At 56.3% G+C, this 24,061-nt stretch carries 18 protein-coding genes; 1 reads left to right on the top strand and 17 read right to left on the bottom strand.

Features of this window, described 5'->3' with window-relative positions; translation table 11 throughout:
- Positions 1 to 9: 9 nt before the first annotated feature.
- The 10 genes from IEV54_RS03740 to IEV54_RS03695 form a co-directional block, all read right to left on the bottom strand.
- Positions 10 to 408 (bottom strand): nuclear transport factor 2 family protein, encoded by a 399-nt coding sequence (locus IEV54_RS03740; protein WP_150277174.1) that lies wholly within the window; start codon positions 406 to 408, stop codon positions 10 to 12.
- Between the two features lie 36 nt (positions 409 to 444).
- Complete coding sequence (locus tag IEV54_RS03735) at positions 445 to 2,250, bottom strand: ABCB family ABC transporter ATP-binding protein/permease (RefSeq protein WP_150277175.1); 1,806 nt, start codon at positions 2,248 to 2,250, stop codon at positions 445 to 447.
- Between the two features lie 279 nt (positions 2,251 to 2,529).
- Complete coding sequence (locus IEV54_RS03730) at positions 2,530 to 3,879, bottom strand: hypothetical protein (RefSeq protein WP_150277176.1); 1,350 nt, start codon at positions 3,877 to 3,879, stop codon at positions 2,530 to 2,532.
- A 287-nt stretch (positions 3,880 to 4,166) separates the two neighbouring features.
- Positions 4,167 to 7,298 carry an efflux RND transporter permease subunit gene (locus IEV54_RS03725; protein WP_150277177.1) on the bottom strand — a complete coding sequence of 1,044 codons (3,132 nt, stop codon included), beginning with the start codon at positions 7,296 to 7,298 and terminating at the stop codon, positions 4,167 to 4,169.
- 19 nt (positions 7,299 to 7,317) lie between these two features.
- On the bottom strand, positions 7,318 to 8,385 hold the full coding sequence (locus IEV54_RS03720; protein ID WP_150277178.1) for an efflux RND transporter periplasmic adaptor subunit: 1,068 nt from the start codon (positions 8,383 to 8,385) through the stop codon (positions 7,318 to 7,320).
- Between the two features lie 52 nt (positions 8,386 to 8,437).
- The gene (locus IEV54_RS03715; RefSeq protein WP_373286419.1) at positions 8,438 to 9,205 is read right to left on the bottom strand and encodes a dienelactone hydrolase family protein; all 768 of its coding nucleotides are present in this window, start codon (positions 9,203 to 9,205) and stop codon (positions 8,438 to 8,440) included.
- A 187-nt stretch (positions 9,206 to 9,392) separates the two neighbouring features.
- On the bottom strand, positions 9,393 to 11,297 hold the full coding sequence (htpG, locus tag IEV54_RS03710) for a molecular chaperone HtpG (protein ID WP_150277180.1): 1,905 nt from the start codon (positions 11,295 to 11,297) through the stop codon (positions 9,393 to 9,395).
- Between the two features lie 128 nt (positions 11,298 to 11,425).
- Positions 11,426 to 12,427 (bottom strand): hypothetical protein, encoded by a 1,002-nt coding sequence (locus IEV54_RS03705; RefSeq protein ID WP_150277181.1) that lies wholly within the window; start codon positions 12,425 to 12,427, stop codon positions 11,426 to 11,428.
- Between the two features lie 46 nt (positions 12,428 to 12,473).
- On the bottom strand, positions 12,474 to 12,920 hold the full coding sequence (locus tag IEV54_RS03700) for a PaaI family thioesterase (RefSeq protein WP_150277182.1): 447 nt from the start codon (positions 12,918 to 12,920) through the stop codon (positions 12,474 to 12,476).
- Entirely contained in the window at positions 12,917 to 13,384 is a 468-nt protein-coding gene (locus IEV54_RS03695) for a PaaI family thioesterase (protein WP_150277183.1), read from the bottom strand. Before IEV54_RS03695 ends, IEV54_RS03700 begins: the two co-directional genes overlap by 4 nt.
- 314 nt (positions 13,385 to 13,698) lie before the next feature.
- On the opposite strand from IEV54_RS03695, the gene IEV54_RS03690 reads away from it, so the two are divergent.
- On the top strand, positions 13,699 to 13,953 hold the full coding sequence (locus tag IEV54_RS03690; RefSeq protein ID WP_150277184.1) for a hypothetical protein: 255 nt from the start codon (positions 13,699 to 13,701) through the stop codon (positions 13,951 to 13,953).
- Between the two features lie 183 nt (positions 13,954 to 14,136).
- Here IEV54_RS03690 and IEV54_RS03685 read toward each other — a convergent pair whose 3' ends face one another.
- The 7 genes from IEV54_RS03685 to IEV54_RS03655 form a co-directional block, all read right to left on the bottom strand.
- Positions 14,137 to 14,886, bottom strand: a complete 750-nt coding sequence (locus IEV54_RS03685) for a DUF599 domain-containing protein (RefSeq protein ID WP_150277185.1) — start codon at positions 14,884 to 14,886, stop codon at positions 14,137 to 14,139.
- Positions 14,887 to 15,033: 147 nt separating this feature from the next.
- Positions 15,034 to 15,915: a succinate--CoA ligase subunit alpha gene (sucD, locus tag IEV54_RS03680; RefSeq protein WP_150277186.1), complete on the bottom strand. Its 882-nt coding sequence runs from the start codon at positions 15,913 to 15,915 to the stop codon at positions 15,034 to 15,036.
- Positions 15,915 to 17,081, bottom strand: a complete 1,167-nt coding sequence (gene sucC, locus IEV54_RS03675) for an ADP-forming succinate--CoA ligase subunit beta (protein WP_150277187.1) — start codon at positions 17,079 to 17,081, stop codon at positions 15,915 to 15,917. The genes sucD and sucC overlap by 1 nt, the downstream gene beginning before the upstream one ends.
- A 281-nt stretch (positions 17,082 to 17,362) precedes the next feature.
- A complete protein-coding gene (gene lpdA, locus IEV54_RS03670) occupies positions 17,363 to 18,799 on the bottom strand; it encodes a dihydrolipoyl dehydrogenase (protein WP_150277188.1) in 1,437 nt (478 codons plus the stop codon).
- Between the two features lie 103 nt (positions 18,800 to 18,902).
- Entirely contained in the window at positions 18,903 to 20,165 is a 1,263-nt protein-coding gene (odhB, locus tag IEV54_RS03665) for a 2-oxoglutarate dehydrogenase complex dihydrolipoyllysine-residue succinyltransferase (RefSeq protein WP_150277189.1), read from the bottom strand.
- Positions 20,166 to 20,205: 40 nt separating this feature from the next.
- Positions 20,206 to 23,043 (bottom strand): 2-oxoglutarate dehydrogenase E1 component, encoded by a 2,838-nt coding sequence (locus tag IEV54_RS03660; protein WP_150277190.1) that lies wholly within the window; start codon positions 23,041 to 23,043, stop codon positions 20,206 to 20,208.
- Between the two features lie 303 nt (positions 23,044 to 23,346).
- Complete coding sequence (locus IEV54_RS03655; RefSeq protein ID WP_150277191.1) at positions 23,347 to 24,051, bottom strand: succinate dehydrogenase iron-sulfur subunit; 705 nt, start codon at positions 24,049 to 24,051, stop codon at positions 23,347 to 23,349.
- Positions 24,052 to 24,061 lie beyond the last annotated feature (10 nt).

Raw genomic sequence — 24,061 nt, 5'->3', positions numbered from 1 at the left:
CAGGCTCTATCAGTGTCCGGCCTTGAACGCCTCAAGCATTCGGCCCATTGCTGCATGTATCGCATTCACCGCTTTCAGGGGTCTGACCATGACCTTGAAGTCGGTAATCTGACCAGTGTCATTCCACTCGATCATGTCTACACCGTTGACAGTCACACCGTCAATTTCCGTCTGAAATTCCAGTACCGCATGGTTGTTCTGCACCACTTCACGCAGGTAGACAAAGTGACCCGGCTCGTTAAGCACCTTCATCGCCGCCATCAGGTACAAGCGAGTGATTTTCTTGCCGGTCTGGGGGGTGTGCACCACCGGCGAATGAAATACCACATCATCAGCGAGCAGCGTATCCAGCCCTGCAGCATCCTGTGTTCGCACGATCGCGTGCCACCGATCAATCACCGTATCCATACTCTTCTCCTCTCTATTAACTGTGCCGCATGGCTATCAAGTACCTGTGGGGGAATCATCTTCGACAGATTCACGCTGCTGGTCGGCCCAGAGTCTGGCATAGGCACCCTGAGCCGCGAGTAACTGGGCATGACTGCCCTGCTCTACCACTTGTCCCTGGTCCAGGACCAGTATGCGTTCGGCATGCACAATGGTGGAAAGCCGATGGGCAATAGCCAGGGTCGTGCGTTTACGCGACACCAGATTGAGCGCATCCAGTATCAGTCGTTCGGCGTGGGTATCCAACGATGACGTTGCCTCGTCCAGAATCAGTATTGGTGGATCCTTGAGCAGCACGCGGGCTATCGCAATACGTTGCTTTTCACCTCCAGACAGCTTCAAGCCACGTTCGCCCACCTGCGTATCGAGGCCATCAGGAAGCCTTCGGACAAATTCCTCCAGTTGCGCCATGCGCAATGCTTGCCAGATTTCCTCTGGGCTGGCATCCGGACGCCCGTAGGCTATGTTGTAGCCGATAGTATCGTTAAACAGCACCGTATCCTGAGGGACCACGCCAATTGCGCGGCGCAGGCTGTCCTGAGTAACGTGACGGATATCTTGTCCATCAATCCGAATCGCACCCTCGGAAACATCGTAGAAACGGAACAGCAATCTTGCCAGAGTGGATTTTCCGGCACCGCTGGGACCGACTATGGCTAGAGTATGCCCGGCGGGCACCCGAAGACTCACACCCTGCAAAATGGGTCGTTCGGCATGATAGGCATGACTGACACTATCAAACTCGACCTCTCCCCCGCTCACCTGAAGCTCGGCCGCATCGGGGGCATCGGCCACCTTGACCGGCGCCTCGAGCAACCCGAAAAGCCGCTCGATATTGGTCAGGGCTTCACGAATTTCACGGTAGATAAAACCCAGAAAACCCAGGGGAATGAACAACTGGAGCATGTAGGCATTGATCATGACCAACTCGCCAAGGGTCATGTCTCCGGCAGCCACCTGATTGGCGGCCAACACCATCATCAGCGTTACCGAACCCGCAATTATCAAAGCCTGGCCCGAATTCAAGGCTGCCAGGGACAGGCGGTTTTTCATCCGCGCCGCTTCCCACCCCTCCAGATGGTGATCGTATTCCCGGGCCTCGAAACGCTCGTTGCCGAAATACTTTACGGTCTCGTAGTTGAGCAGGCTGTCCACCGCACGGGTATTGGAACTGTTATCAAGCTTGTTACTTTCGCGAACAAAGCGGTTGCGCCATTCAGTGCACCATATAGAGAAAGCGCCATACAGCAATACCGAGCCCAACACAGTCAATGCGTACATCGGACTGAAATTGATCAACAGGATGACCGCAATCAATCCGATTTCCAGCAATGTCGGCAGAATATTGAAGACCATGAAGCGCAGCAGAAAGCTGATACCACTGGTACCACGCTCGATATCACGGGCCAGGCCGCCGGTGCGCCGAGATAAATGGAAACCCAGATCCAGCCGGTGCAGATGCTCGAACACCCGCAGTGACACTCGACGCATTGCCCGTTCTGCTACCCGGGCAAATACCGCATCGCGCATTTCCGAAAAGAACACCGAACCAAAACGCAGCAAACCGTAGCCTGCCAACAAGGCCACAGGAACAAGCACCAGGGCATCCGAAGCATCTTCGAAATGCTCGACAATCAGCTTGAGCGCCCATGGCACCGCGACACCGGCCAGCTTGGCAAGCAACAGAAAACCCATCGCCAGCGCTACACGGCCCCGGAACTCGGTAAGGTAGGGGATCAGACTGGTAATAATCCGCCAGTTGACTGGCCCACCGGCATATTGGCTATCTGAATTGGGGCGCACAGGGTTTCCTTCGTAAAAGCTGCAAGCCGCAAGCTTCAAGCTTCAAGCTTCAAGCGGCAAGCGGCAAGCTAAAAGCTGGAAGCTGGAAGCTGGAAGCTGGAAGCTGGAAGCTGTCCGAGTGTGGGAGAGTTCAGCTGCTGACACAAAACAGGGGTCTAGCTTCCAGCTTCAAGCCAAGAAAGCCAAACCCATCACACCCAGCACTTCAACAACTCGGACAACTTGCCGCTTGAAGCTTGAAGCTTGCGGCTTGAGTCCTGCCGCTTGCCGCTTGCTGTATCAGTCTTCGTGCGGAATAGGGTCGCGATTAACGTCCCAACCCACCAGCAGAATGGTGGCAAGCACACCGAACAGCAGGCCTATCCAGGGCTCGAAGAACGCCAGCGCTGCGCCGATAAGCACAACCGTACCCCGGGCAGTATTGTTCTGCGGAATAGCCATTGCCACATAGGCACAGGCGAAGCCGGTTAATACCAGGGTCAGCGAGAGCGCGATACCCAGCAATGGCTGCAGACCCGTGAGCAATGGCAACAGGAAGAAGAGAACTGGAATACCCATCAGATAGTAGGAAGCCAGACCGCTGTGGAGACTATTCATGTTCTCCTTGCCCTGCTTCCAGCGCTGCACGATGATCACCTGAACCCCTGTCCACATGGCCCCCTGGGTCGGGAAGAACGGTGCAGTAATACCCATTACCGCATTACGGATAGCTACGGACAAATGCGTACGGGTGGGGTTGATATCAATATGCTCGTCATGCCGGGCGGTCAGGCCATCACGAATGACTTCATTACCCGTGACCATGTCACCAAACAGAATCACATAGGTGATTATGGCCAGGGGGATGCCCTGCAGGAACATTTCCAGGCTCGGCCAGCCAATTGCGAAGGGTGACATTTGCGCCCACGCATCAGCTACCGGTGGGAATAGAATGCCCCACTGGATATCGTAGGTCACTTCACCGACCAACGGACCCACCACCGCTGCAATAATAAAGCCTGGCAACAGGCCAAGCGCACCAATGATGGCGAATGCCTTGTATTTCAACTTGAGTTTCTGCATCGGCAGAGAAAAAGCGAAGATCAGACAAACAGCACAGGCCAGGGTAATCGCGATAGGTTGCTGCAAGAGAAAGCGTTCGGCATCGTCGATAAACACCCTTTTAAGTGCGGCTATCGCAGCGCCCAGAATAATGCCCGCCTTGAGCGTGTCCGGCAGCCATAGTACGAACTTCTTGCCCAGGCCGGTTATACCCAGAAAGAACAACAACACAGCAAAATTGAGCGACAGTGCGGTCATTGCCTGCCAGCGAGAGACCGGATCGTCATAGCCACCCAGCACATAGGCCAGCACCAGAGGCAATGCCGGCGTGATCCAGCCGGGCGCATAGGGCTCACCAAACACAATGATGGCTGAGGCAATAATCGCGGAGTGGATCATCGAGACGGCAACGGCTTCTTCAAATCCCAGCCCAAAGAATTCCATCATCAGCGGAACCAGCGCCAGGCCGGTTGCAGCGGCAACAAATAGCCCCTGCATGGCTTCCTGCCAGTAGAAACGTGTGTGGTAGAACGGCACGCGAAAGGTAAACGGACCCCAGTGCCAACCTGGCTGTTCGGGTTTTGACATTACAGACTCCATGGGCTCGAATTTTATTGTTTTCAACAATCGCCGGCTTGGGCGTTGTCAGTATCGTGCCCATTATGCAGTCACTCCTGCAAAATGGGCATAGCTTCACTCACTACAAAAAAAACCTAACAAATCGCCAGAGTCGGTTGGCTTGCGTTGCGTCTGCCGCTAGAAGGCCCACAGCATGCAGGCTCCAACGTCAGCCTCGAAGTTTGAGTGGCAATTCAAAGAGACTCCCGGGCCTGTTCACGCATCATCACCAGCATGAATATCACAGCGTTACGGGCTCAAGAACGGCCATTCTCGACCACCGCATCAGCTTGCGCCTCCTCCTTTTCCAGTCTCTGGCGCACTGCATCCGGTGAATTGGTGCCGCGGGCCAACAGGCTGTACAGCAAGGGAATCACAAACAGAGTCAACACCGTGGAAACACTTACTCCGGACACGACCACAATCCCGATGACCGAGCGCGTCTCAGCTCCGGCGCCAAAGGCAATAACCAGAGGGATTGCGCCCGCCACGGTAGTCGCGCCGGTCATGAGAATGGGGCGCAAGCGAAGGGTGCTGGCCTCTACCAGGGCATCATCAAAGGAACGACCCGCATCGCGCAATTGATTGGCGAACTCGACAATCAGAATGCCATTCTTGGCGGCCAGGCCGATGAGCATCACCAGTCCTATCTGGCTATACAGATTCAGGCTGTTATCGGTGATCCACAGGCCGAAAAGCGCGCCGCCGATCGCAACTGGAACACCCAACATGATGATCAGAGGATGGACAAAGCTCTCGAACTGGGCGGCAAGCACCAGGAAAACTACCAACAACCCGAGTATGAAGACAAACAACAAGGAGCCGCCTGCCTTGCGCAGATCCAGAGACTGGCCCTTGTAATCGATCACCAGGGTTTCGGGAAGATGTTCACGGGCCAAGGCTTCCACGTGATCCAGGGCGTCCCCTAGTGCAACACCGTCGGCCAGGGATGCCTCGATAGTGATAGCCCGGTTGCGATTGTAGCGATTGAGGGTGGTGGAGCCGGCGTACTCTTCAATGCTCACCAGGTTGGACAAGGGTATCAGCTCCCCAGTGGTATCCGACCTGACATAGATATTGCTCAGTGAACTGACACTGCGCTGTTCGGAGCGCTCGCCCTCAAGTATCACGTCGTACTCTTCACCATCGTCGATGTAGGTCGTAACCCGCCGTGAGCCGAGCATGGTTTCCAGAGTCCGACCTATATTGCTGATATTGACACCCATATCGGCGGCACTGTTGTAATCAATAGCTATTTCAAGCTGGGGCTGAGTCTCTTTGTAGTCGGAATCGATATTGACCAACCCGGGGTTGTCTTCTTCTATTTTCTCCAGGAGCGTGGCGCGCCATTCCGCTAGTTGCTGATAGTCTCCGGCACCACCTATGACCAGCTGGAACGGCTGCGACTGGCCGCCGGCGAAGCCCTGGCGCATGACCGGAAAGGCACGCACTCCGGTGAGGTTGGCGAGGTCCTTTTGCACGTCGCCCATGATCTCCCAGCCGCCCCGTCGCTGCGCCCAGTCCTCGAGAACAACGATAACGATGCCGGTATTGAAGGTGGTAACGGTCCCAAAGGAGCGCGGTGCGCGTACCAGCAGACGGGTGACCTCCCCCGCCTCCACGTACTTCATCATCCGCGATTCGATCTCATCCATGTAATCAGTCATGTACTCGTAGGTCGCCCCTTCAGGGCCATTAACGATAATGAAGAACGCACCGCGGTCTTCGCGGGGTGTGTATTCCGACGGTAACTGACTGAACAACCAGCCACTGAAACCGAACAGCGCCACCACACCCAGCAGAGACAACCAGCGCCAGCGCAACACTACCACCAGAACGCGGGCATACAGGCGTCTGCTGGTCAGCAGCGTATTGTCCACCCAGCGACTCAGCCGATTTTCACTACCACGGGACTTCAATACCTTGGAGGCCAGCATGGGTGACAGGGTCAGTGCTACGAAGCTGGAGAAAGCCACGGCAGCTGCCATGGTCAGCGCAAACTCGGAGAAAAGCCGACCTATATCGCCCTGCAGGAAAGCAATCGGCACAAACACGGCCACCAGAACGAGTGTGGTAGAAACTACTGCAAAAGCTACCTGGCGCGACCCCCGGTAGGCTGCTACCAGGGGCGTTTCACCCTCTTCATCAATGCGCCTGCGCACGTTCTCCAGGACGATGATTGCGTCGTCGACTACCAGGCCGATAGCCAGCACCAGGGCCAGCAACGTCAGCAGGTTGACCGTGAAGCCGAAAAACAACAATGCAATAAAGGTAGCCGTCATTGACACCGGAACTGTGACCGCGGGAATCAGAATGGCCCGTGGGCTACCCAGAAACACGAAAATCGATAGCACCACCAGCACCAGCGCAATGCCCAGCGTGGTGTAAACCTCCTTTACCGCACCCTCGATAAATACCGAGCTGTCGAAGCTGGGCAAAATCTGCATGCCCTCGGGTAGCGTGCCATTGAGCTCTTCTACCAGAGCCGATGAGACACGGGACACCTCCAGGGTGTTGGCCGTGGACTGGCGCTCCAGACCGATACCAACCATAGGTACCGTGTTGCCGCGAAACAGGTTGCGATCCTCTTCGGTGCCGCGCTCAACCCGCGCCACATCGCCCAGACGCACCAGATAATTATCTGGCCCCCGCGCGATGACCAGCCGACCGAAATCCTCGGCGGTCTGAAAGGAGCGCGCCACCCGCGCGGTAAACTGACGTGTACGGGATTCGATCGAACCGGCTGGCAGCTCGACGTTTTCGGCGCGCAACGCGGCCTCTACATCCGAGGCCGTAAGGTCCCTTGCTGCGAGCGCCTGCCGATCCAGCCAGACCCGCATCGCATAGCGCTGTGACCCGCCCACACGCACGCGGGCAACCCCTTCCAGGGTGGAGAAACGGTCTACCAGATAGCGCTCTGCGTAATCGGTGAGTTCCGGCAGGGTCAGGCGCTCACTGGTCAGGTTCCACCAGATAATGACTTCCTGGTTGGCATCCAGCTTCTGCACTTCAGGTGGATCGGCCTCGGCGGGCAAGTCGTCAAGGATGCCCGATACTCGATCACGTATGTCGTTGGCGGCCTCATTGACATCCTTGTTGATGGCAAAACGGATGGTGATCTGTGAACGACCGTCCTGGCTCTGGGACTCGATGTACTCGACACCTTCCACGCCAGCGATTCGCTCTTCAACGATCTGGGTGATCTGTGAATCCACGACACTGGCCGCGGCGCCCCGGTAGTTGGTTTCCACTGTGACGACCGGCGGGTCGATGTCGGGATACTCCCGCAGTGGCAACATGCTGAACGCAACGAGGCCGAAGATTACCAGCAATAGCGCCAGAACACTGGCAAATACCGGCCGCTTGACCGATGTATCAGAAAGAATCATTGCAGGACTCCGGGGAGGATCAGGGGGCGGCCGAAATCACGGCCCGGGGAGATTCGCCAGGCTCAAGCTCGGCTTTGATGCTGATCGCCTGTCCCGGCTGCAGGCGGAAATTGCCATGCGTCACCACGCTCTGACCACCATCAAGACCCTCGACAATCTCAACCAGGCCTGGCTGCCGGAGCCCAGTCTGCACCTGCTGGCGGCGCGCCACGAAACCGTCATCCTGCGCTTCGACAATCATCACGAATTGATCACGCCCCAAGGGCAGCAACGCCTCTTCGGGGATCATGACCGCATCACGCGGGTCACTGCGCAGGTCGACGGTCATCAACATGCCTGGCTTGAGCCGGCCGTCAGCGTTGTCAATCAAGGCCCGCACACGGATAGAACGAGTAACCGGGTCAACCTCGTTATCGAGACTGGCCACTTCACCCCTGAAAGGCTCATCGCCATAGGCACGACTGGTTGCCGCCAATTTCTGACCAGGGGCAATCTGGGCCATCAGCGTCTCCGGAACACTGAAATCGAGCTTCATAACAGAGTCGTCATGCAGTGTTGCGACCTGCATACCCGGGGCCACCAGAGTACCTACACTGACTTGCCGCAGACCAACCACGCTGTCAAAGGGTGCGCGAATCAATCTGTCTGCCAGTCGCGCCTGGACGGCCTGCAGCTGAGCCCGCGCTATATCCACGGTACGAGTGCGATCATCCAGCTCCTGCCGGGACAGTACCCGGCTTTCGACCAGTTGCCTGGCCCGTGCCAATTGACGCTCCGCATCGGCTAGGCTGACTTCGGCCTCCTGCAGTTGGGCGAGTTGCTCACGATTAGTCAGCTCGACCAATACATCGCCTTCCTTGACTCGCTGGCCATCCTCAAAGCGAATGCGTGAGATTGTGGCGGTAATGTTCGCGCTCACCACGGCCGTCTCATTGGCATTGAGTGTTCCAAGCGCCTCGATGGGGTTGGCGATCTGCCGGGTTTCTGCCTTCACCGCTATCACCGGCAAGGGCGCCTGCTGGGCAAAACCGGCCATAGACCAGACGCTGGTCAGAATCGCCAGCACTGTCTGTCTGAGAGTCAACATCCTGTATTTCCTGTCTTAATTGAGTTGCCTGGAGTTTTCGTCTGCGCTTGAACTATTTATCCATGCTCTCGGCTAGAAAACGATGCATTGCGCCGAATGCACGCTCTGCTACAACGGGATTGTACTCGGCCTTGCCAGGCATCTTTGCAGTGGGGTCTGTAAAGGAATGCACTGCACCGCCGTAGCTGTTCAACTGCCAGTCCACGCCAGCATTGCGCATTTCCTCCTGGAAAGCCTGTACCTGCTCTTGCGGCACATAGGGATCATCAGCGCCATGCAGGACCAGCACCGGGGTACGTATAGCCTTGGCATTCTCGGGGTCGGGGGTATCCAGGTTTCCATGGAACGAAACCACACCCTGCACTGGTGTGCCTGAGCGCGCCAACTCCAGTACCGTGCCTCCGCCAAAGCAGAAACCGATCGCCGCGATATTGTCCACATCCAGCGAGACTCCATCTGCCTGAGCCTTGAACACATCCAGAGCAGCATTGACCCGATCACGCATCATTGCCCGGTCAGCCCGAACACTACCGGCAGCCTTTCCGGCCTCATCGGCATTTTGCGGTCGAATGTCTTTGCCGTACATATCGGCAACAAAGACTATGTATTCACTGCCACCCACACGCTGGGCTTTCTCTACGGCGCCTTCGGTCACGCCCATCCAGTTGGGTACCATGAGCAAACCCGGACGTTTGTCATCTACCGAGTCGTCATACACCAGCATACCCTCGTAAGCCTGACCACCGATTTCATAGGCGACAGGCGTGGACACCATTTCGGCGTTGGCGTGTGCTGCCATACCTGCGGCAGAAGCAATCATTAGCGTGCTGAGCGTCTTTTTCATCGGTCAGTTCCTTGGACGGAATATAAGCATCGCAAGAGGATAGCCTGTGAAGGCCGACTGATGGAGGTTTTCACATAATGTCGAAAACTATTTGTTATCCGTCCAGACAGCAAAAAACCCCGTCTGATGTGATCAGACGGGGTTTTTTGACGAGTGCCAAATGCTATTTGCTGAGTTCAACCAGCAGCGCATTCAAGCGACGCACGTAGGCGCCGGGATCCTGCAAGCTCTCTCCGGCAGCAAGAGCTGCCTGGTCAAACAGGATGTGGCTGAGATCGCCAAAGCGCGCCTCATCCTGCTCCTGATCGAGCTTCTCCAACAGCGGGTGCGCCGGATTGATTTCCATGATCGGCTTGCTCTCGGGCGCTTTCTGGCCAGTCGCTTCGAGTATCTTGCGCATCTGCAGGCCCATGCCGTCTTCAGTGACCACCAGAACAGCCGGAGAGTCAGTCAGACGATGGGAGACCTTGACGTCATCAACGCTGTCCTTGAGCACATCCTTGATACGCTGGACCAGATCGGCCTTGGCCTTGGCGGCCTCTTCCTGAGCCTGCTTGTCTTCTTCGGCATCCAGCTTGCCCAGATCCAGGTCGCCACGGGCAATGTCGACAAACTCCTTGCCACTGTACTCGTTGAGATGACTCATCAACCACTCGTCGATGCGGTCAGTCAGGAGCAGCACTTCGATACCCTTTTTGCGGAAGATCTCCAGGTGCGGGCTGTTCTTCACCTGATTGTAGCGCTCTCCGGTCAGGTAGTAGATCTTGTCCTGGCCTTCCTGCATCCGCTCAATATATGCATCCAGGCTGACGACTTCGGAGTCATCGTTCTGCTGCGTCGAGGCGAAGCGCAACAAGCCGGCGATTTTCTCGCGGTTGGAATAGTCCTCAGCCGGGCCTTCCTTCATCACACTGCCGAAGTTCTTCCAGAAAGTGGCGTACTGCTCAGGCTCTTTCTTGGCCAACTTCTCAAGCATGTCGAGTACACGCTTGGTCAGCGCCGACTTCATACTGTCGATGGCCGGATCCTTCTGCAGAATCTCCCGCGATACGTTCAGTGACAGGTCGTTGGAGTCGACAACGCCCTTGATGAAGCGCAGATACAGGGGCAGAAACTGCTCTGCTTCATCCATGATGAAGACACGCTGAACATACAACTTCAGACCGCGGGGCGCTTCACGCTGGTACAGGTCAAAGGGCGCGCGGGCAGGTACATACAGCAGGCTGGTGTACTCCAGCTTGCCTTCGACCTTGTTGTGGCTCCAGCTCAGCGGATTCTCGAAGTCGTGGGCTACGTGCTTGTAGAACTCCTGGTACTCGTCATCCTTGATTTCGGTGCGCGGACGGGTCCAGAGCGCACTGGCACGGTTGACGGTTTCCCATTCCAGCTCGGCCGGTTGGCTCTCGTCCTCACCCTGTTTCTGCTTGGGCAATTCAATCGGCAGGGAGATATGATCGGAGTATTTCTTGACCACATTACGCAAACGGAAACCATCGGCGAATTCGGACTCGGCCGACTTGAGGTGCAGCACAATACGGGTACCGCGTTCGGCTTTCTCTACGGTCTCGATGGTGAACTCGCCCTCACCCGCCGACTCCCAGCGCACGCCCTGGGTCTTGTCGGCACCGGCACGGCGGGTAAAGACTTCAACCTTGTCGGCAACGATAAAGGCACTGTAGAAACCCACACCGAACTGACCAATCAGACTGGCATCTTTCTTCTGGTCACCGGTGAGCTGCTGCATGAACGCAGCGGTGCCCGACTTGGCAATGGTACCCAGATTTTCGATGACTTCGTCACGGGACATGCCGATGCCGTTATCTTCGATTGTCAGCGTATTGGCCGTTTCATCAGAACTGATCCGGATAACGGTGTCTGGCTGTTCTTCGAGCAACTCCGGCTTGGCAATGGCTTCAAAACGCAGTTTGTCCGAAGCGTCGGACGCATTGGAAATCAGCTCCCGGAGAAAAATCTCCTTGTTCGAATACATCGAGTGGATCATCAGATGCAGCAGCTGCTTGACCTCGGTCTGAAATCCAAGCGTTTCCTTCTGGGCTTCCACAGTCATCTTTGGTTGTCTCCCTATAGATCGATTAGAAACCTTACTGGCAAGGCTTCAGGCAAAACGCGCGACGGCAGGGTCGCGCCGATGTGCCTTTAATGGGGACATTGGCGAGGATTTCAAGGTCGGGGCGACTATCGGGAGGATCTGTACTGAACTTGTAATTGGGCAACATCCGTCGGGCGAAAATGATAATCCACCTGGTTGGCGCCACTGTTCTGCGCCAGCACTATCCGTCGGTCATCGCTGACCGCCTTCAAACGCCCTTCGTAGCGACGTCCAGCCTGGGTAGTCAGCCGCAGTTGCTGACCAATGAAGAATTCTGGCTCATCCAGCACCGCCAGTACGCTGACATCCTGCCATTGCGGGCTGTTCTGCACATCCTGAAGCGGCCGCGTAATGGTCAATTCGGGCTGTGAAGCGGGCGCTGGAACCGCTGCAGGCTGCTGCAGACGAGCTAACCAGTCGGGTGTTGCGGTCAGCCTGGCCTCGCCGTTGAGCAGCGTAGCGGGCTTGGTAGGAAGGTGCAGACGTAACCCTAATTGCACTGCTTCTCCAGGCAGAGGTATCAAGTCCAGGCTCAGGGTGTAATCCTCGGTAACCCTGAGCAGGCCCGGCTGGGTCAACGCGCCTGTATGCCACTGCAGCAGTAGTTCGGGCCAGGGGCCTGTATCCCCCGGTAAGCGATCGATGGTTCGCAGACCGGCCTGAAGCGTGGCAGGGTCGAAGCGCACTGTCAGCGCACGACGTATGCGCTGTGGCGGGCCTTCTTCCATGATCAGGTCATTGCCGCGCCAGAAGATCCGTTCGGGGTTGAAAGGCTGGCCCATCAACTCCCCCTCGATACCTGCGCCTTTATTGGTCGGCGTCGCCCACTCGCCTGCCAGCAACTGAGCGAAGCGCTCCGGTTGCTCGCGCTGCAACAAGGCAGCGCCAGCAAGAACCAGTAGCAGCCCCGATAACATGAGCAACCGCGGCGTACGCGCATATCCACGGCCACGCATGATCAATGTTAGCGGAGCGGCCAGTATTGCCAGCAAAAGGCGACCAATGGGGAGCTTTCTGGCAGCCACCGCCACCCATAGCCAGCCAAGCACTATCAAGAGAAGACCGCTGATGATCAACAAGGCTGGCATGAATACGTGACGCTCCGGACCAGAAATTCGAAGACCAGCTACCCGGTCAACCCAGTTTGAAATGCGCCCTTGCAGTCGCAATGGGCTCACTCGATCGGGTTTGCCAAGCCGTTATCGCCACATTACCCACTCGCCGCCCCTGACGCCATACCTGGCAGGTGGCATAAGTGTCCTTGAACAGTCCTGCACGCAGATAATCAATTGAAAAATCAATAATCTTGGGGAAAACAGAACTGTTCATCGCAATCATCAGGTGCAGCATGGCCGACTGCTCCATGAAACCCGCAATTACTCCACCATGCAGCGCAGGCAAGACCGGGTTACCGATATTGTCCTTGCTGATCGGCAGATGAAAAATCACTTCCTCACCGAGGTGCTTGAGCTCCAGGCCAATCATCCGCGCATAGGGAATGGCTTCGATCAAGGGTGCGTAGTCGCCAGAATCATGTCCTTCACGCATCAACTGTTCTATGTGAACCGGCTGGTCGCTCATACCTTTTCTCCATCGATGCTGCGAGCCAGCGTTCCGTCGGAGGCCGGTCTACCCATGCGCATAAAGGTGCCTACCACGTGAGCAATCGGCTGTTCGCGGTCGTCCTGATAAGCTATGCCACGAGTAAAAATAACGGTTGGGCTGAGTCGATAGCACTCTGCAAAGCCGAATATATCCTTTCCCGGCTCAGCCGGATGCATGTAGTCAATGCGCAGATCAAGCGTCGGGCAAATCTCGAAGTCGGGCAAAAAACACACGGTCGAAATCCCGCAACAGGTATCCATGAGGGTAGTAATCGCACCCCCGTGGACAACACCGGTAACGGGATTGCCAATGATCGAGTCGCTATACGGCAACTTGAGAACAAGGCCTTTCTCATCGGCATGTTCGACACTCATACCCAGCAATTGGCAATGCCGCAGTACCGACAGGAAGTTTTGGCAACGTTTTTCGATATCAGTCATCCGGATTCTCAATCTGAGCACAGGGAATGGGCGGCATAGTACCCATAACGCAGCATAGACTCCAGCGCGGGGAATCTTTGTAGCCGCCATACCGCAACGGAACTATTCCCTGACATATGTGACTAATAGTTGGAATAAATTGGAGATTGAGGGGGTACGCGCATAATCGACCCCGCTTCACTCGCTAGCACAGGGGAAAGCCAGGGCTACCAGGCCTTCTCACGCATATGAGGGAGACACTGTAGCTCACAGACTGTACCCCCCAAACCAGAGGTGTGAAATCAATATCACACATTCAAATCAAGGAGATTGTAATGAAGAAGATAGCCATGACAGCGGTTTTGTTGGCGAGCTTGGGTTTACTGGCCGCGTGCGAACAGGAGCCCGAAGACAAGATGGAATCAGCCGCAGACTCAATGGGTGATGCCGCTGAAGAAGCCGGCGAAGCCATTGAACTCAAGGCCCGCGAGGCTACGGGGAATGAGCGTACCACTGGCGAGAAAATGGAAGACGGCATGGAAGACGCTGGCGAGGAAATGGGCGAAGCCTACGATGATGCAGTGAACTGATCACACCTATGACCTTGCGAGGTCACGACCGATCAGGATGCCCGCAGACCTGATCCGCGTTTTTACAGCTTGCACTCTGACGCTGTAGGAGGCGCGCCTGCACTGGCGCGCCTCTCGTCTATGTATCAGCCTTGATTTTTTTTCACGCTTTCGTTGCGTTGCGATTCTTGGCTCTGCCTGCGTTTAGTCCACTTTGTCCTGCTGCAGCAAGCCACCCGTTGGGCTGTACATCATTGCCGCAAGTATCCGCGAATGAAACTCCCGCTTGTATAACACCCATACAACGCCCGCACTGGTGAGCATGAATAGTAGCGGATTGATAAACCAGGTGAGGCCAGCCAAGGCAAAATAGTAGGCCCTTAACCCCAGGTTGAACTCGTTCCCTGCCATCGAAAGAACTGTGGCCGCTCTCGCTGCATAGGCCTTGCGCTCTATCTCGGATACCTGCTTTTCTCCTACCAGAGGCGCCGATCCAAGCAACACCGAGGCAAAGTTGTATTGGCGCATTCCCCACGAGAAGGTAAAAAAGGCATAGACGAAGATGCCTAGCATAACCAGTAGCTTCATCTCGGACATCTGTCGACTGACGTTGGCAACAAAGGGGATATCATGGAGCAGATTCTGAGCCCGATCAGTAGCCCCCATTACCGTAATAATGCCGGCAAGGATTAGTAGGGTACTGGAAGCAAAGAACGCCGTGTTGCGCTCCAGGTTGCCGATTACGCTGGCATCGGCAATGCGCTGCTCACGCATCAACAGCCGTGACATCCAGTCCTGGCGATAAAGATGCAGGACGCTGGCAAGGCAAGCCGTATCCCGGGCCCTGTGACGCGCATAATGGGTATAGCCCACCCAGCACAGCAGAAACCAGACAAAAGCAAGCATGTTGAGCCATGTAGAGCCGGCATCAGGCAGGGAAAGTTGCGAAAGCATTCAGGCACCTTTTCAGAACCAAAGTTATCAGCACGGTACAATAGATTCGCATACCGTGTTTAGCAGTATAGCCAGCATCGCTTGTTCCGGCAGCAGACACAAAAAACCCTGCCGAAGCAGGGTTTCTATTGGACAGCCAGTGAAGCGTTACTTCAGTGGCCAGCCAGTCAGCTCAGCCAGAGCCGAACCGATGTCTGCCAGCGAACGTACGGTTTTGACACCGGCGTCTTCCAGTGCAGCGAACTTCTCGTCCGCAGTACCCTTGCCACCGGAAATGATCGCACCAGCGTGACCCATACGCTTGCCCGCAGGCGCGGTAACACCAGCAATGTAGGACACAACCGGCTTGGTCACGTTGGCCTTGATGTAGGCCGCTGCTTCTTCTTCCGCGCTACCACCGATCTCGCCGATCATGACGATCGCTTCGGTCTTCGGATCGTCCTGGAACATCTGCAGGATATCGATGAAGTTGGAACCCGGAATCGGGTCACCACCGATGCCTACGCAGGTAGACTGACCAAAACCGGAATCAGTGGTCTGCTTGACCGCTTCATAGGTCAGGGTGCCGGAGCGGGAAACGATACCCACCTTGCCAGGCTGGTGAATGTGACCGGGCATGATGCCGATCTTGCATTCGCCGGGGGTGATAACACCCGGGCAGTTGGGGCCGATCAGGCGCACACCCAGCTGATCACAGACGACCTTGCAGTCGAGCATGTCCAGAGTCGGGATGCCTTCGGTGATGCACACGATCAGTTGGATGCCGCCATTGGCCGCTTCCAGGATCGAGTCCTTGCAGAACGGAGCCGGTACATAGATCACGCTGGCGGTGGCGCCAGTCTGCTCGACTGCTTCACGCACGGTGTTGAATACCGGCAGGCCCAGGTGAGTGGTACCACCCTTGCCCGGCGTTACGCCGCCAACCATCTTGGTGCCGTACTCGATCGCTTGCTCAGAGTGGAAAGTACCCTGTGCGCCAGTAAAGCCCTGGCAGATAACCTTGGTGTCTTTGTTGATCAGGATGCTCATTATTTACCCTCCGCGGCCTTGACGACTTGCTGGGCAGCGTCGGTCAGACTGGTTGCTGCGATGATGTTCAGACCACTTTCCTTCAGTACCTTGGCGCCCAGTTCAGCGTTGTTGCCTTCCAGACGGACGACGACAGGTACCTTTACACCGACTTCCTTCACCGCGCCGATGATGCCTTCGGCAATCATGTCGCAACGAACGATGCCGCCAAAAATGTTGACCAGAACGGCCTTCACATTGGTATCGGAAAGAATGATCTTGAAGGCCTCGGTCACGCGCTCTTTGGTCGCGCCGCCGCCCACATCCAGGAAGTTGGCCGGCTTGCCGCCGTGGTGATTGACGATGTCCATGGTGCCCATGGCCAGACCAGCACCGTTGACCATGCAGCCAATGTTACCTTCCAGCGCAACATAGTTGAGCTCGAACTTGGCCGCGTGGGCTTCACGCGGATCGTCCTGGGACGGATCATGCATAGCGCGCAGCTTGGGCTGACGGTACATGGCGTTGCCATCGATACCCAGCTTCGCATCCAGACAATGCAGATTACCGTCTTCCTTGATCACCAGCGGGTTGATTTCCAGCAGAGCCAGATCGTAGTCGGCAAACAGATTGCCAAGACCAACGAAGATCTGGGTAAACTGCTTGATCTGGTCGCCCTTCAGGCCCAACTGGAATGCCAGATCGCGGCCCTGGTAAGGCTGCGGACCGACCAGGGGATCAACGATCGCCTTGATGATTTTCTCAGGGGTCTCTTCCGCCACCTTCTCGATTTCCACGCCACCTTCAGTAGACGCCATGAAAACGATACGACGGCTGGAGCGGTCGACGACCGCCCCCAGGTACAGCTCCTGGGCGATATCGGTGCAGGACTCAACCAGGATCTTCGCGACCGGCTGACCACTGGCATCAGTCTGATAGGTCACCAGACGCTGACCAAGCCATTTTTCGGCGAATGCCTTGGCTTCCTCTTTGCTCTTGATCAGCTTGACGCCACCAGCTTTACCGCGGCCGCCAGCGTGAACCTGGGCTTTTACAACCCACATGTCACCGCCGATCTTGTCGCAGGCTTCAGCTGCTTCTTCGGGAGTGTCTACTGCAAAGCCTTTTGAAACAGGAAGGCCGTACTCAGCGAACAGCTGCTTCCCCTGATATTCGTGAAGATTCATGCGTATCTACCGTTTTGATCGTGTAGGACTTGCGTTCATAACGCGGGACTACCACCGGAAACAATCCGGTCGCCTGCCTGCATTACCCTTATCACCGGTATGGGGGCTCTGAACAGTTGCCTGGGTCGTGGAATCGCGCCGTTGCGTCCGAAACTACCCGCGCCCTGTTCAGAACCGCCACTGGTGACCAGACCGATTACTCGGTCGGTTTTGCCGCTTCGAAATAATGTCCGGGGGACTGACAGGTACAAAGCAGACCTGCCAGTCACGGGGACGCTATATTACCGCTTCTTACGGTTGGCGACATGTATTGCGTGACCATTCACCGCCAGCGCTGCTTCATGCAGAGCTTCGGAAACGGTCGGATGCGAGAACACCATCATGCCCAGATCTTCGGCACTGGTGCCGAACTCCATGCCGATTGCGCCTTGCTGAACCAGTTCGGCTGCGCCGGGACCGATAACGTGTACGCCAAGTACCCGATCGGTCTTGGCATCGGCAATCACCTTGACCATACCGCCGGTCTCGTTGGCTGCGACCGCTCGGCCGTTGGCGGCAAAGGGGAAGACACCGACATTGACTTCAACGCCTTCAGCCTTGAGCTGCTGCTCGTTCTTGCCGACCCAGGCGATTTCCGGATGGGTATAGACAACGGCAGGTACCAGATCGTAGTTCATCGCGGTCTTGTGACCGGCGATACGCTCGGCGACCATGACGCCCTCTTCCGAAGCCTTGTGCGCGAGCATCGAGCCACGTACTACGTCACCAACGGCATATACGCCCGGGACGCTGGTAGTGCAGTAATCGTCAACGAAGATTACGCCACGCTCGTCCATGTCCACGCCCGTGTCGGCTGCCAGCAGATTCTCGGTATAGGCGCGACGACCTACAGCGACAATCAGCTTGTCAAAGGTCAGCTGTTGCTCGCCTTCGGAATCAGTAAAGGACACAGTTACCTGCTTGCGCTTGACCTCGGTACCGGTTACCCGGGCACCCAGGCGCACCTGCAAACCCTGTTTGGTAAAGGTCTTGAAGGCTTCCTTGGCGATCTGATCATCCGCAGCGACCATGAACTTGTCCAGGGCTTCGAATATCACGACCTCGGCACCCAGGCGACGCCAGACCGAGCCCAGCTCCATCCCAATGATACCTGCGCCGATCACGCCGAGTTTCTTCGGCACGCTGGTGAACTCTAGAGCACCAGTGGAATCTACGATGATGTCGTCGGTCAGGGGCGCAGGGGGAATATCGATCGGGCGTGAACCAGACGCCAGAATCACGTTCTCGGCTTCGTACACAGTGGTTTTGCCTTCGGCATCGGTCACTTCGACCTTCTTGCCTGCCAGCAGCTTACCGTGCCCTTCGATGCTGGTTACACCGTTGGCCTTGAACAGCGCGCTAACACCACCGGTAAACTGTTTGACGATCTTGTCCTTGCGCTCGATCATCGTCTTGATGTCGATGCTCAGGCCCTTGGTCTCGATACCGTGAATCTTGAAGCCTTCCTGGGCCTCATGGAATTTCCAGGAGCTGTCCAGCAGAGCCTTGGAGGGTATGCAACCCACGTTCAGACAGGTTCCACCGAGTGCCTGCTTGCCATCCTTTCCTACGTATTTTTCGATACAGGCGGTCTTGAGACCAAGCTGGGCGGCGCGAATAGCGGCAACATAGCCGCCAGGGCCTGCTCCGATGACGATCACATCGTATTTATCACTCATAACCCAATTCCTCTGTTTGCAGCTGTTAGGGTGTCGCTGCCCCAACGCTCGTGACGTTCAGGGGCAGCTCGCCGCGTGCCGTTTGAAGCGTGCAGCTGTTAAATCAGATATCCAGCAGCAAGCGGGCCGGATCTTCCAGCAGTTCCTTGATCGCTACGAGGAAGCTCACCGCTTCCTTGCCGTCAATCAGACGATGATCATAGGACAAGGCCAGATACATCATGGGCAGGATCACGACCTGCCCCTTCTCGGCCATAGGACGCTCTTGAATCTTGTGCATGCCCAGAATGGCCGCCTGGGGCGGATTAACGATGGGTGATGAGAGCAGGGAGCCGAATACGCCACCGTTGGAAATGGTGAAAGTACCGCCGGTCATATCTTCCATCGACAGCTTGCCATCCTTCGCCTTGCGGCCGAAGTCGGCAATGGTGCCTTCAATAGTCGCAAGACTCATGTATTCGGTATTGCGCAGGATCGGCACAACCAGACCGCGATCGCTGGATACAGCCACGCCGATGTCCTGGTATCCATGGTACACAACATCGCCGCCATCGATTGACGCGTTGACAGCTGGATAGCGCTTGAGCGCCTCGGTAGCGGCCTTGACGAAGAAAGACATGAAGCCCAGGCGGACGCCATTGTGCTTCTTCTCGAACAGTTCCTTGTACTTGCTGCGCAAGTCCATGATTGGCTTCATGTTGACTTCGTTGAACGTGGTCAGCATGGCCATGCTCGATTGGGCATCAACCAGGCGCTCAGCGATACGGGCACGCAAACGGGTCATGGGTACGCGCTTCTCGACACGATCACCTTCAGCCAACGCCGCATTGTCAACAGCGCCGGCCTTGGCGGCAGGCTTGGCAGCCTCGGCAGGTGCCTTGGCCGGTGCGTTCTTCTTCGCCTCCACCGCGTTCATCACGTCTTCCTTGGTGACGCGACCACCCTTGCCAGTGCCTTCGATATCAGCTGGAGCCAGGCCGTTTTCCTCTGCAATCTTGCGCGCAGCAGGCGACAGCATCGGCTCTTCGCCACTTGGCTTGGCATCCTGCGCTGCTGATTTCTCTGCATCGGCAGGCTGACTGGCCGCCTTAGGCTCTTCCTTGGCCGACTCTTTCGGAGTAGCACTGGCGCCGTCATTCAACGAGCCCAGCAGCTCTCCGCTGAGCACGGTTTCGCCCTCGCCCTTGACGATATCGCCGAGTACGCCATCAGCCTCGGCCAAAACTTCCATCACAACCTTGTCAGTTTCGATGTCGACGATCAGCTCATCGCGCTTGACCGCGTCGCCAGGTTGCTTGTGCCAGGTTGCTACGGTGCCGTCGGCAACCGATTCGGGAAAAGTGGGGGCCTTGATTTCAATAGCCATTGTCGATCCTTAAATTAATTCTCTGTTATCTGCCAGATGCTCAAGCGGTAAGCGCGTCTTGCAATAGTTTTTCCTGCTGTTCGGCATGCAGGGACGGGTAACCACAAGCAGGTGATGCAGAGGCTTCACGTCCAGCGTAGTCGAGATACAAATTCTTGACCTTATGTTGGGCAACCACCCGACGCATATGGTGCTGGCTGCAGTACCAGGCACCCTGGTTCATCGGCTCTTCCTGACACCAGACGACTTTTTTCAATGCCTTGTAAGGTGCCAGCACTTCAGCAAGATCGTCTTCCGGGAACGGGTACAGCTGCTCGATACGAATAATTGCAGCATCTTCCAAACCATCCTTGCGACGCTTCTCGAGCAAATCGTAATACACCTTGCCACTGCACAGGATGACGCGCTCGACCTTCTTGGGATCCAGGCTGTCGTACTCTGGAATTACCGTCTGGAAGGAGCCATCTGCAAGATCTTCGAGGCTGGATACGGCCAACTTGTGACGCAGAAGCGACTTTGGCGTAAGAGCAATGAGCGGCTTGCGCAGCGGGCGTATCACCTGACGGCGCAGCATGTGGTAGACCTGTGCCGGCGTGGAGGGTACGCATACCTGGATATTGTGCTCGGCGCTAAGTTGCAGAAAGCGCTCAAGACGGGCAGAAGAGTGTTCTGGCCCCTGCCCCTCATAACCGTGTGGCAACAGCATGGTCAGGCCACACAGACGGCCCCACTTGTGCTCGCCACTGGTAATGAACTGGTCGATCACCACCTGGGCGCCATTGGCAAAGTCACCGAACTGGGCTTCCCACAACACCAGCGCATTAGGCGTGGTGGTCGCGTAGCCGTATTCGAATGCCAATACAGCTTCTTCCGATAGCAGGGAGTCGTAGATATCCAGACGCGGCTGGTTCTCTGCCAGGTTGGCCAGCGGAATGTAGGTGGATCCATCCTTCTGGTTATGCAGAACCGCATGGCGGTGCGAGAAGGTACCGCGGCCCACGTCCTGGCCGGTGATACGCACCGGATGGCCTTCATGCAACAGCGTCGCGTAGGCCATTGTCTCGGCAAAGCCCCAGTTCAGCGGCAAAGCGCCGGCAGCCATCTTGCGGCGATCCTCGACGATCTTGCCGACCTGGCGCTGGATAACCAGGCCATCGGGCAGATCATTAAGACGGTTCGCAAGATCCTGCAAAGTCTTCAGATCGGTGCGCGTATCGTGGCGTGCTGTCCAGGTATGGCCAAGGTAAGGAGCCCAGTCTACGAACGAACTGGTATCGGGTTCCTTGACCAGGCTCTTGACCACGTGGTCACCGTTATCCAGAGCTGTCCGGTATTCCTCTACCTGCCCTTGCACCTCATCGGAACTGAGGGTCCCCTCGTTCACCAGACGTTCGGCATAGATCTCACGAGTGGTTGGATGCTTGGTAATCTTGTCATACATCAGCGGCTGGGTGCCGGAAGGCTCGTCAGCTTCGTTGTGGCCACGACGGCGATAGCAAACCAGGTCGATCACCACATCACGCTTGAACTGCATGCGATAGTCGACCGCCAGCTGAGTCACAAACAATACTGCTTCCGGATCATCGCCGTTGACGTGGAAAATCGGCGCCTGAATCATCTTGGCAACGTCAGTGCAGTATTCAGTGGAGCGCGCATCATCCTGGCGGCTGGTCGTGAAGCCTACCTGGTTGTTGATGATGATATGAATAGTGCCGCCGGTCTTGAACGCGCGGGTCTGGGACATCTGGAATGTCTCCATGACCACACCCTGTCCGGCAAAGGCCGCATCGCCATGGATGCTGATGGGTACGACGCGATCACCGGAGCCGTCGCGGCGACGGTCCTGTCGGGCACGCACCGAACCTTCGACCACCGGAGATACGATCTCCAGGTGCGAAGGATTGAATGCCAGCGCCAGGTGCGTCTCCCCACCGGAAGTCATCACGTTGGATGAGAAACCCTGGTGGTATTTGACATCGCCCGAGCTCAGATCAATCTTCTTTTTCCCCTCGAACTCATCGAACAACTCGCGGGGGTTCTTACCCAGAATATTCACAAGCACGTTCAGACGACCACGGTGGGCCATGCCCAGAACGAGTTCCTGGGTGCCGTAGGAGCCGGAACGCTGAATGATTTCGTCGAGCATCGGGATCAGGCTTTCACCGCCTTCGACACCAAAACGCTTCGTACCCGGAAACTTGGTGCCCAGGTATTTTTCCAGGCCTTCAGCCGCTGTCAGGCGTTCGAGCAGATGCCGCTTGGTAGTGGCTGAGTGCTGAGGTTTGCCTCGCACGCTTTCCAGACGTTGCTGGAACCAGCGGCGCTGATCGGAATCGACAATGTGCATGTATTCTGCACCGAAGGTCGAGCAGTAGGTCGACTTCAGAGCGTCAAGAATTTCCCTGAGGGGCGCTTCTTCCTTGCCAATATGCAACTCACCGGTACGAAAGGACGTGTCCAGATCGGCATCGGTAAGACCATAGTCAGCAAGAGTCAGATCAGCAATTTCATCCCGTTTCCATAAGCCCAAAGGATCCAGGTTGGAACCCTGGTGGCCACGCATACGGAAAGCCTGGATCAGACGCAGTACGTCGACCTGTTTCTTTTCGTGAGCGCTGCTGGTTTGTCCGCCAACCGCTGCGACAGGGCGCCGCTGATGTTTGGCTAGAAGCTGGAAGTGTTCGCGGATCGTGGAATGAGAAACATCAGATCCTGCAAAGCCGTTGGATTGTGGCAACTTTTGAAAATAGCTGCGCCATTCGTCGGCGATGCTGTTCGGATCGTGCAGGTAGAGCTCATAGAGCTCTTCAACATAGGAGGCATTCCCGCCCGACAAATGGGAAGTGCTCCACAGCTGCTGCATTTCGCTGTCTGGCATGCTTGGTCACCCTCTATAAGGGGATACCATCTGGCGCAAAGACCATTAACTGGCAAGAAAACTGCCATCCGTGCAAAACATGCGAAGGCCTGGAGGCGTAATCGCTGCCAATTGACCTGAAATGCCATGTCCTGCGAAACCGGAATATTGCCGGCCCCGACAGATAGTTCGGGTGTTACCCGATAGCCCCTGTTGGTTTAGGTACGCAAACCGCGGCTTTGTGAGCTGCGGTTCGATTAAATTATGACCGGCCTCTTGTAGCAGAGACCGGCCTGGGCCCAACGTTATGCAGACTCTGAAGAATCAGGTACCGCTCTGCAGCAGCATGTTGCGGATGTGGCCGATAGCACGGGTCGGATTCAGACCCTTGGGGCACACATTGACGCAGTTCATGATGCCACGGCAGCGGAACACGCTGAAGGGATCATCCATGGTAGCCAGACGGTCTTCGGTATGGGTGTCGCGGCTGTCCGCCAGAAAGCGATAGGCCTGCAACAGTCCCGCTGGACCGATGAACTTGTCCGGATTCCACCAGAATGAAGGGCAGGAAGTTGAACAGCAAGCACAGAGAATACACTCGTACAAACCATCCAGCTTCTCACGTTCTTCAGGCGACTGCAGGCGCTCGATAGCGGGCGCCGGCGTGTCGTTCTGCAAATACGGCTGAACTTTTTCGTATTGCTTGTAGAAGATGCTCATATCCACTACCAAGTCACGTATGACCGGCAAACCAGGCAATGGACGCAACACCAGCTTGTTGTTTTTAACGACATCAGACAACGGCGTGATACAGGCCAGGCCATTCTTGCCGTTGATATTCATCCCATCAGAGCCACAAACACCCTCACGGCAGGAGCGACGATAGGACATACCCACGTCCTTCTCCTTGACCAGTGCCAGCACGTCAAGGACCATGATGTCCTTGCCGCCAGTGTCGATCTGGAAGTCTTCCATGTAGGGAGCGTTGTCGCTCTCGGGGTTATAACGGTAGACGCTTACTTGCAGCATATCGGTCACC

Source organism: Halopseudomonas salina (assembly GCF_014637955.1).
In the GTDB taxonomy this organism is placed as follows: Bacteria; Pseudomonadota; Gammaproteobacteria; order Pseudomonadales; family Pseudomonadaceae; genus Halopseudomonas; species Halopseudomonas salina.
Note: the sequence above shows the minus strand (reverse complement) of the source record. Positions and strands in the feature narration are given on the sequence as shown.

Excerpts from the sequence above, each read along its gene's own strand:
- IEV54_RS03740 (WP_150277174.1), bottom strand. The coding sequence starts at position 408 with ATGGATACGGTGATTGATCGGTGGCACGCGATCGTGCGAACACAGGAT.
- IEV54_RS03730 (WP_150277176.1), bottom strand. The coding sequence starts at position 3,879 with ATGTCAAAACCCGAACAGCCAGGTTGGCACTGGGGTCCGTTTACCTTT.
- IEV54_RS03725 (WP_150277177.1), bottom strand. The coding sequence starts at position 7,298 with ATGATTCTTTCTGATACATCGGTCAAGCGGCCGGTATTTGCCAGTGTT.
- IEV54_RS03720 (WP_150277178.1), bottom strand. The coding sequence starts at position 8,385 with ATGTTGACTCTCAGACAGACAGTGCTGGCGATTCTGACCAGCGTCTGG.
- IEV54_RS03715 (WP_373286419.1), bottom strand. The coding sequence starts at position 9,205 with ATGATTGCTTCTGCCGCAGGTATGGCAGCACACGCCAACGCCGAAATG.
- htpG (WP_150277180.1), bottom strand. The coding sequence starts at position 11,297 with ATGACTGTGGAAGCCCAGAAGGAAACGCTTGGATTTCAGACCGAGGTC.
- IEV54_RS03705 (WP_150277181.1), bottom strand. The coding sequence starts at position 12,427 with ATGCCAGCCTTGTTGATCATCAGCGGTCTTCTCTTGATAGTGCTTGGC.
- IEV54_RS03700 (WP_150277182.1), bottom strand. The coding sequence starts at position 12,920 with ATGAGCGACCAGCCGGTTCACATAGAACAGTTGATGCGTGAAGGACAT.
- IEV54_RS03695 (WP_150277183.1), bottom strand. The coding sequence starts at position 13,384 with ATGACTGATATCGAAAAACGTTGCCAAAACTTCCTGTCGGTACTGCGG.
- IEV54_RS03690 (WP_150277184.1), top strand. The coding sequence starts at position 13,699 with ATGAAGAAGATAGCCATGACAGCGGTTTTGTTGGCGAGCTTGGGTTTA.
- IEV54_RS03685 (WP_150277185.1), bottom strand. The coding sequence starts at position 14,886 with ATGCTTTCGCAACTTTCCCTGCCTGATGCCGGCTCTACATGGCTCAAC.
- sucD (WP_150277186.1), bottom strand. The coding sequence starts at position 15,915 with ATGAGCATCCTGATCAACAAAGACACCAAGGTTATCTGCCAGGGCTTT.
- sucC (WP_150277187.1), bottom strand. The coding sequence starts at position 17,081 with ATGAATCTTCACGAATATCAGGGGAAGCAGCTGTTCGCTGAGTACGGC.
- lpdA (WP_150277188.1), bottom strand. The coding sequence starts at position 18,799 with ATGAGTGATAAATACGATGTGATCGTCATCGGAGCAGGCCCTGGCGGC.
- odhB (WP_150277189.1), bottom strand. The coding sequence starts at position 20,165 with ATGGCTATTGAAATCAAGGCCCCCACTTTTCCCGAATCGGTTGCCGAC.
- IEV54_RS03660 (WP_150277190.1), bottom strand. The coding sequence starts at position 23,043 with ATGCCAGACAGCGAAATGCAGCAGCTGTGGAGCACTTCCCATTTGTCG.
- IEV54_RS03655 (WP_150277191.1), bottom strand. The coding sequence starts at position 24,051 with ATGCTGCAAGTAAGCGTCTACCGTTATAACCCCGAGAGCGACAACGCT.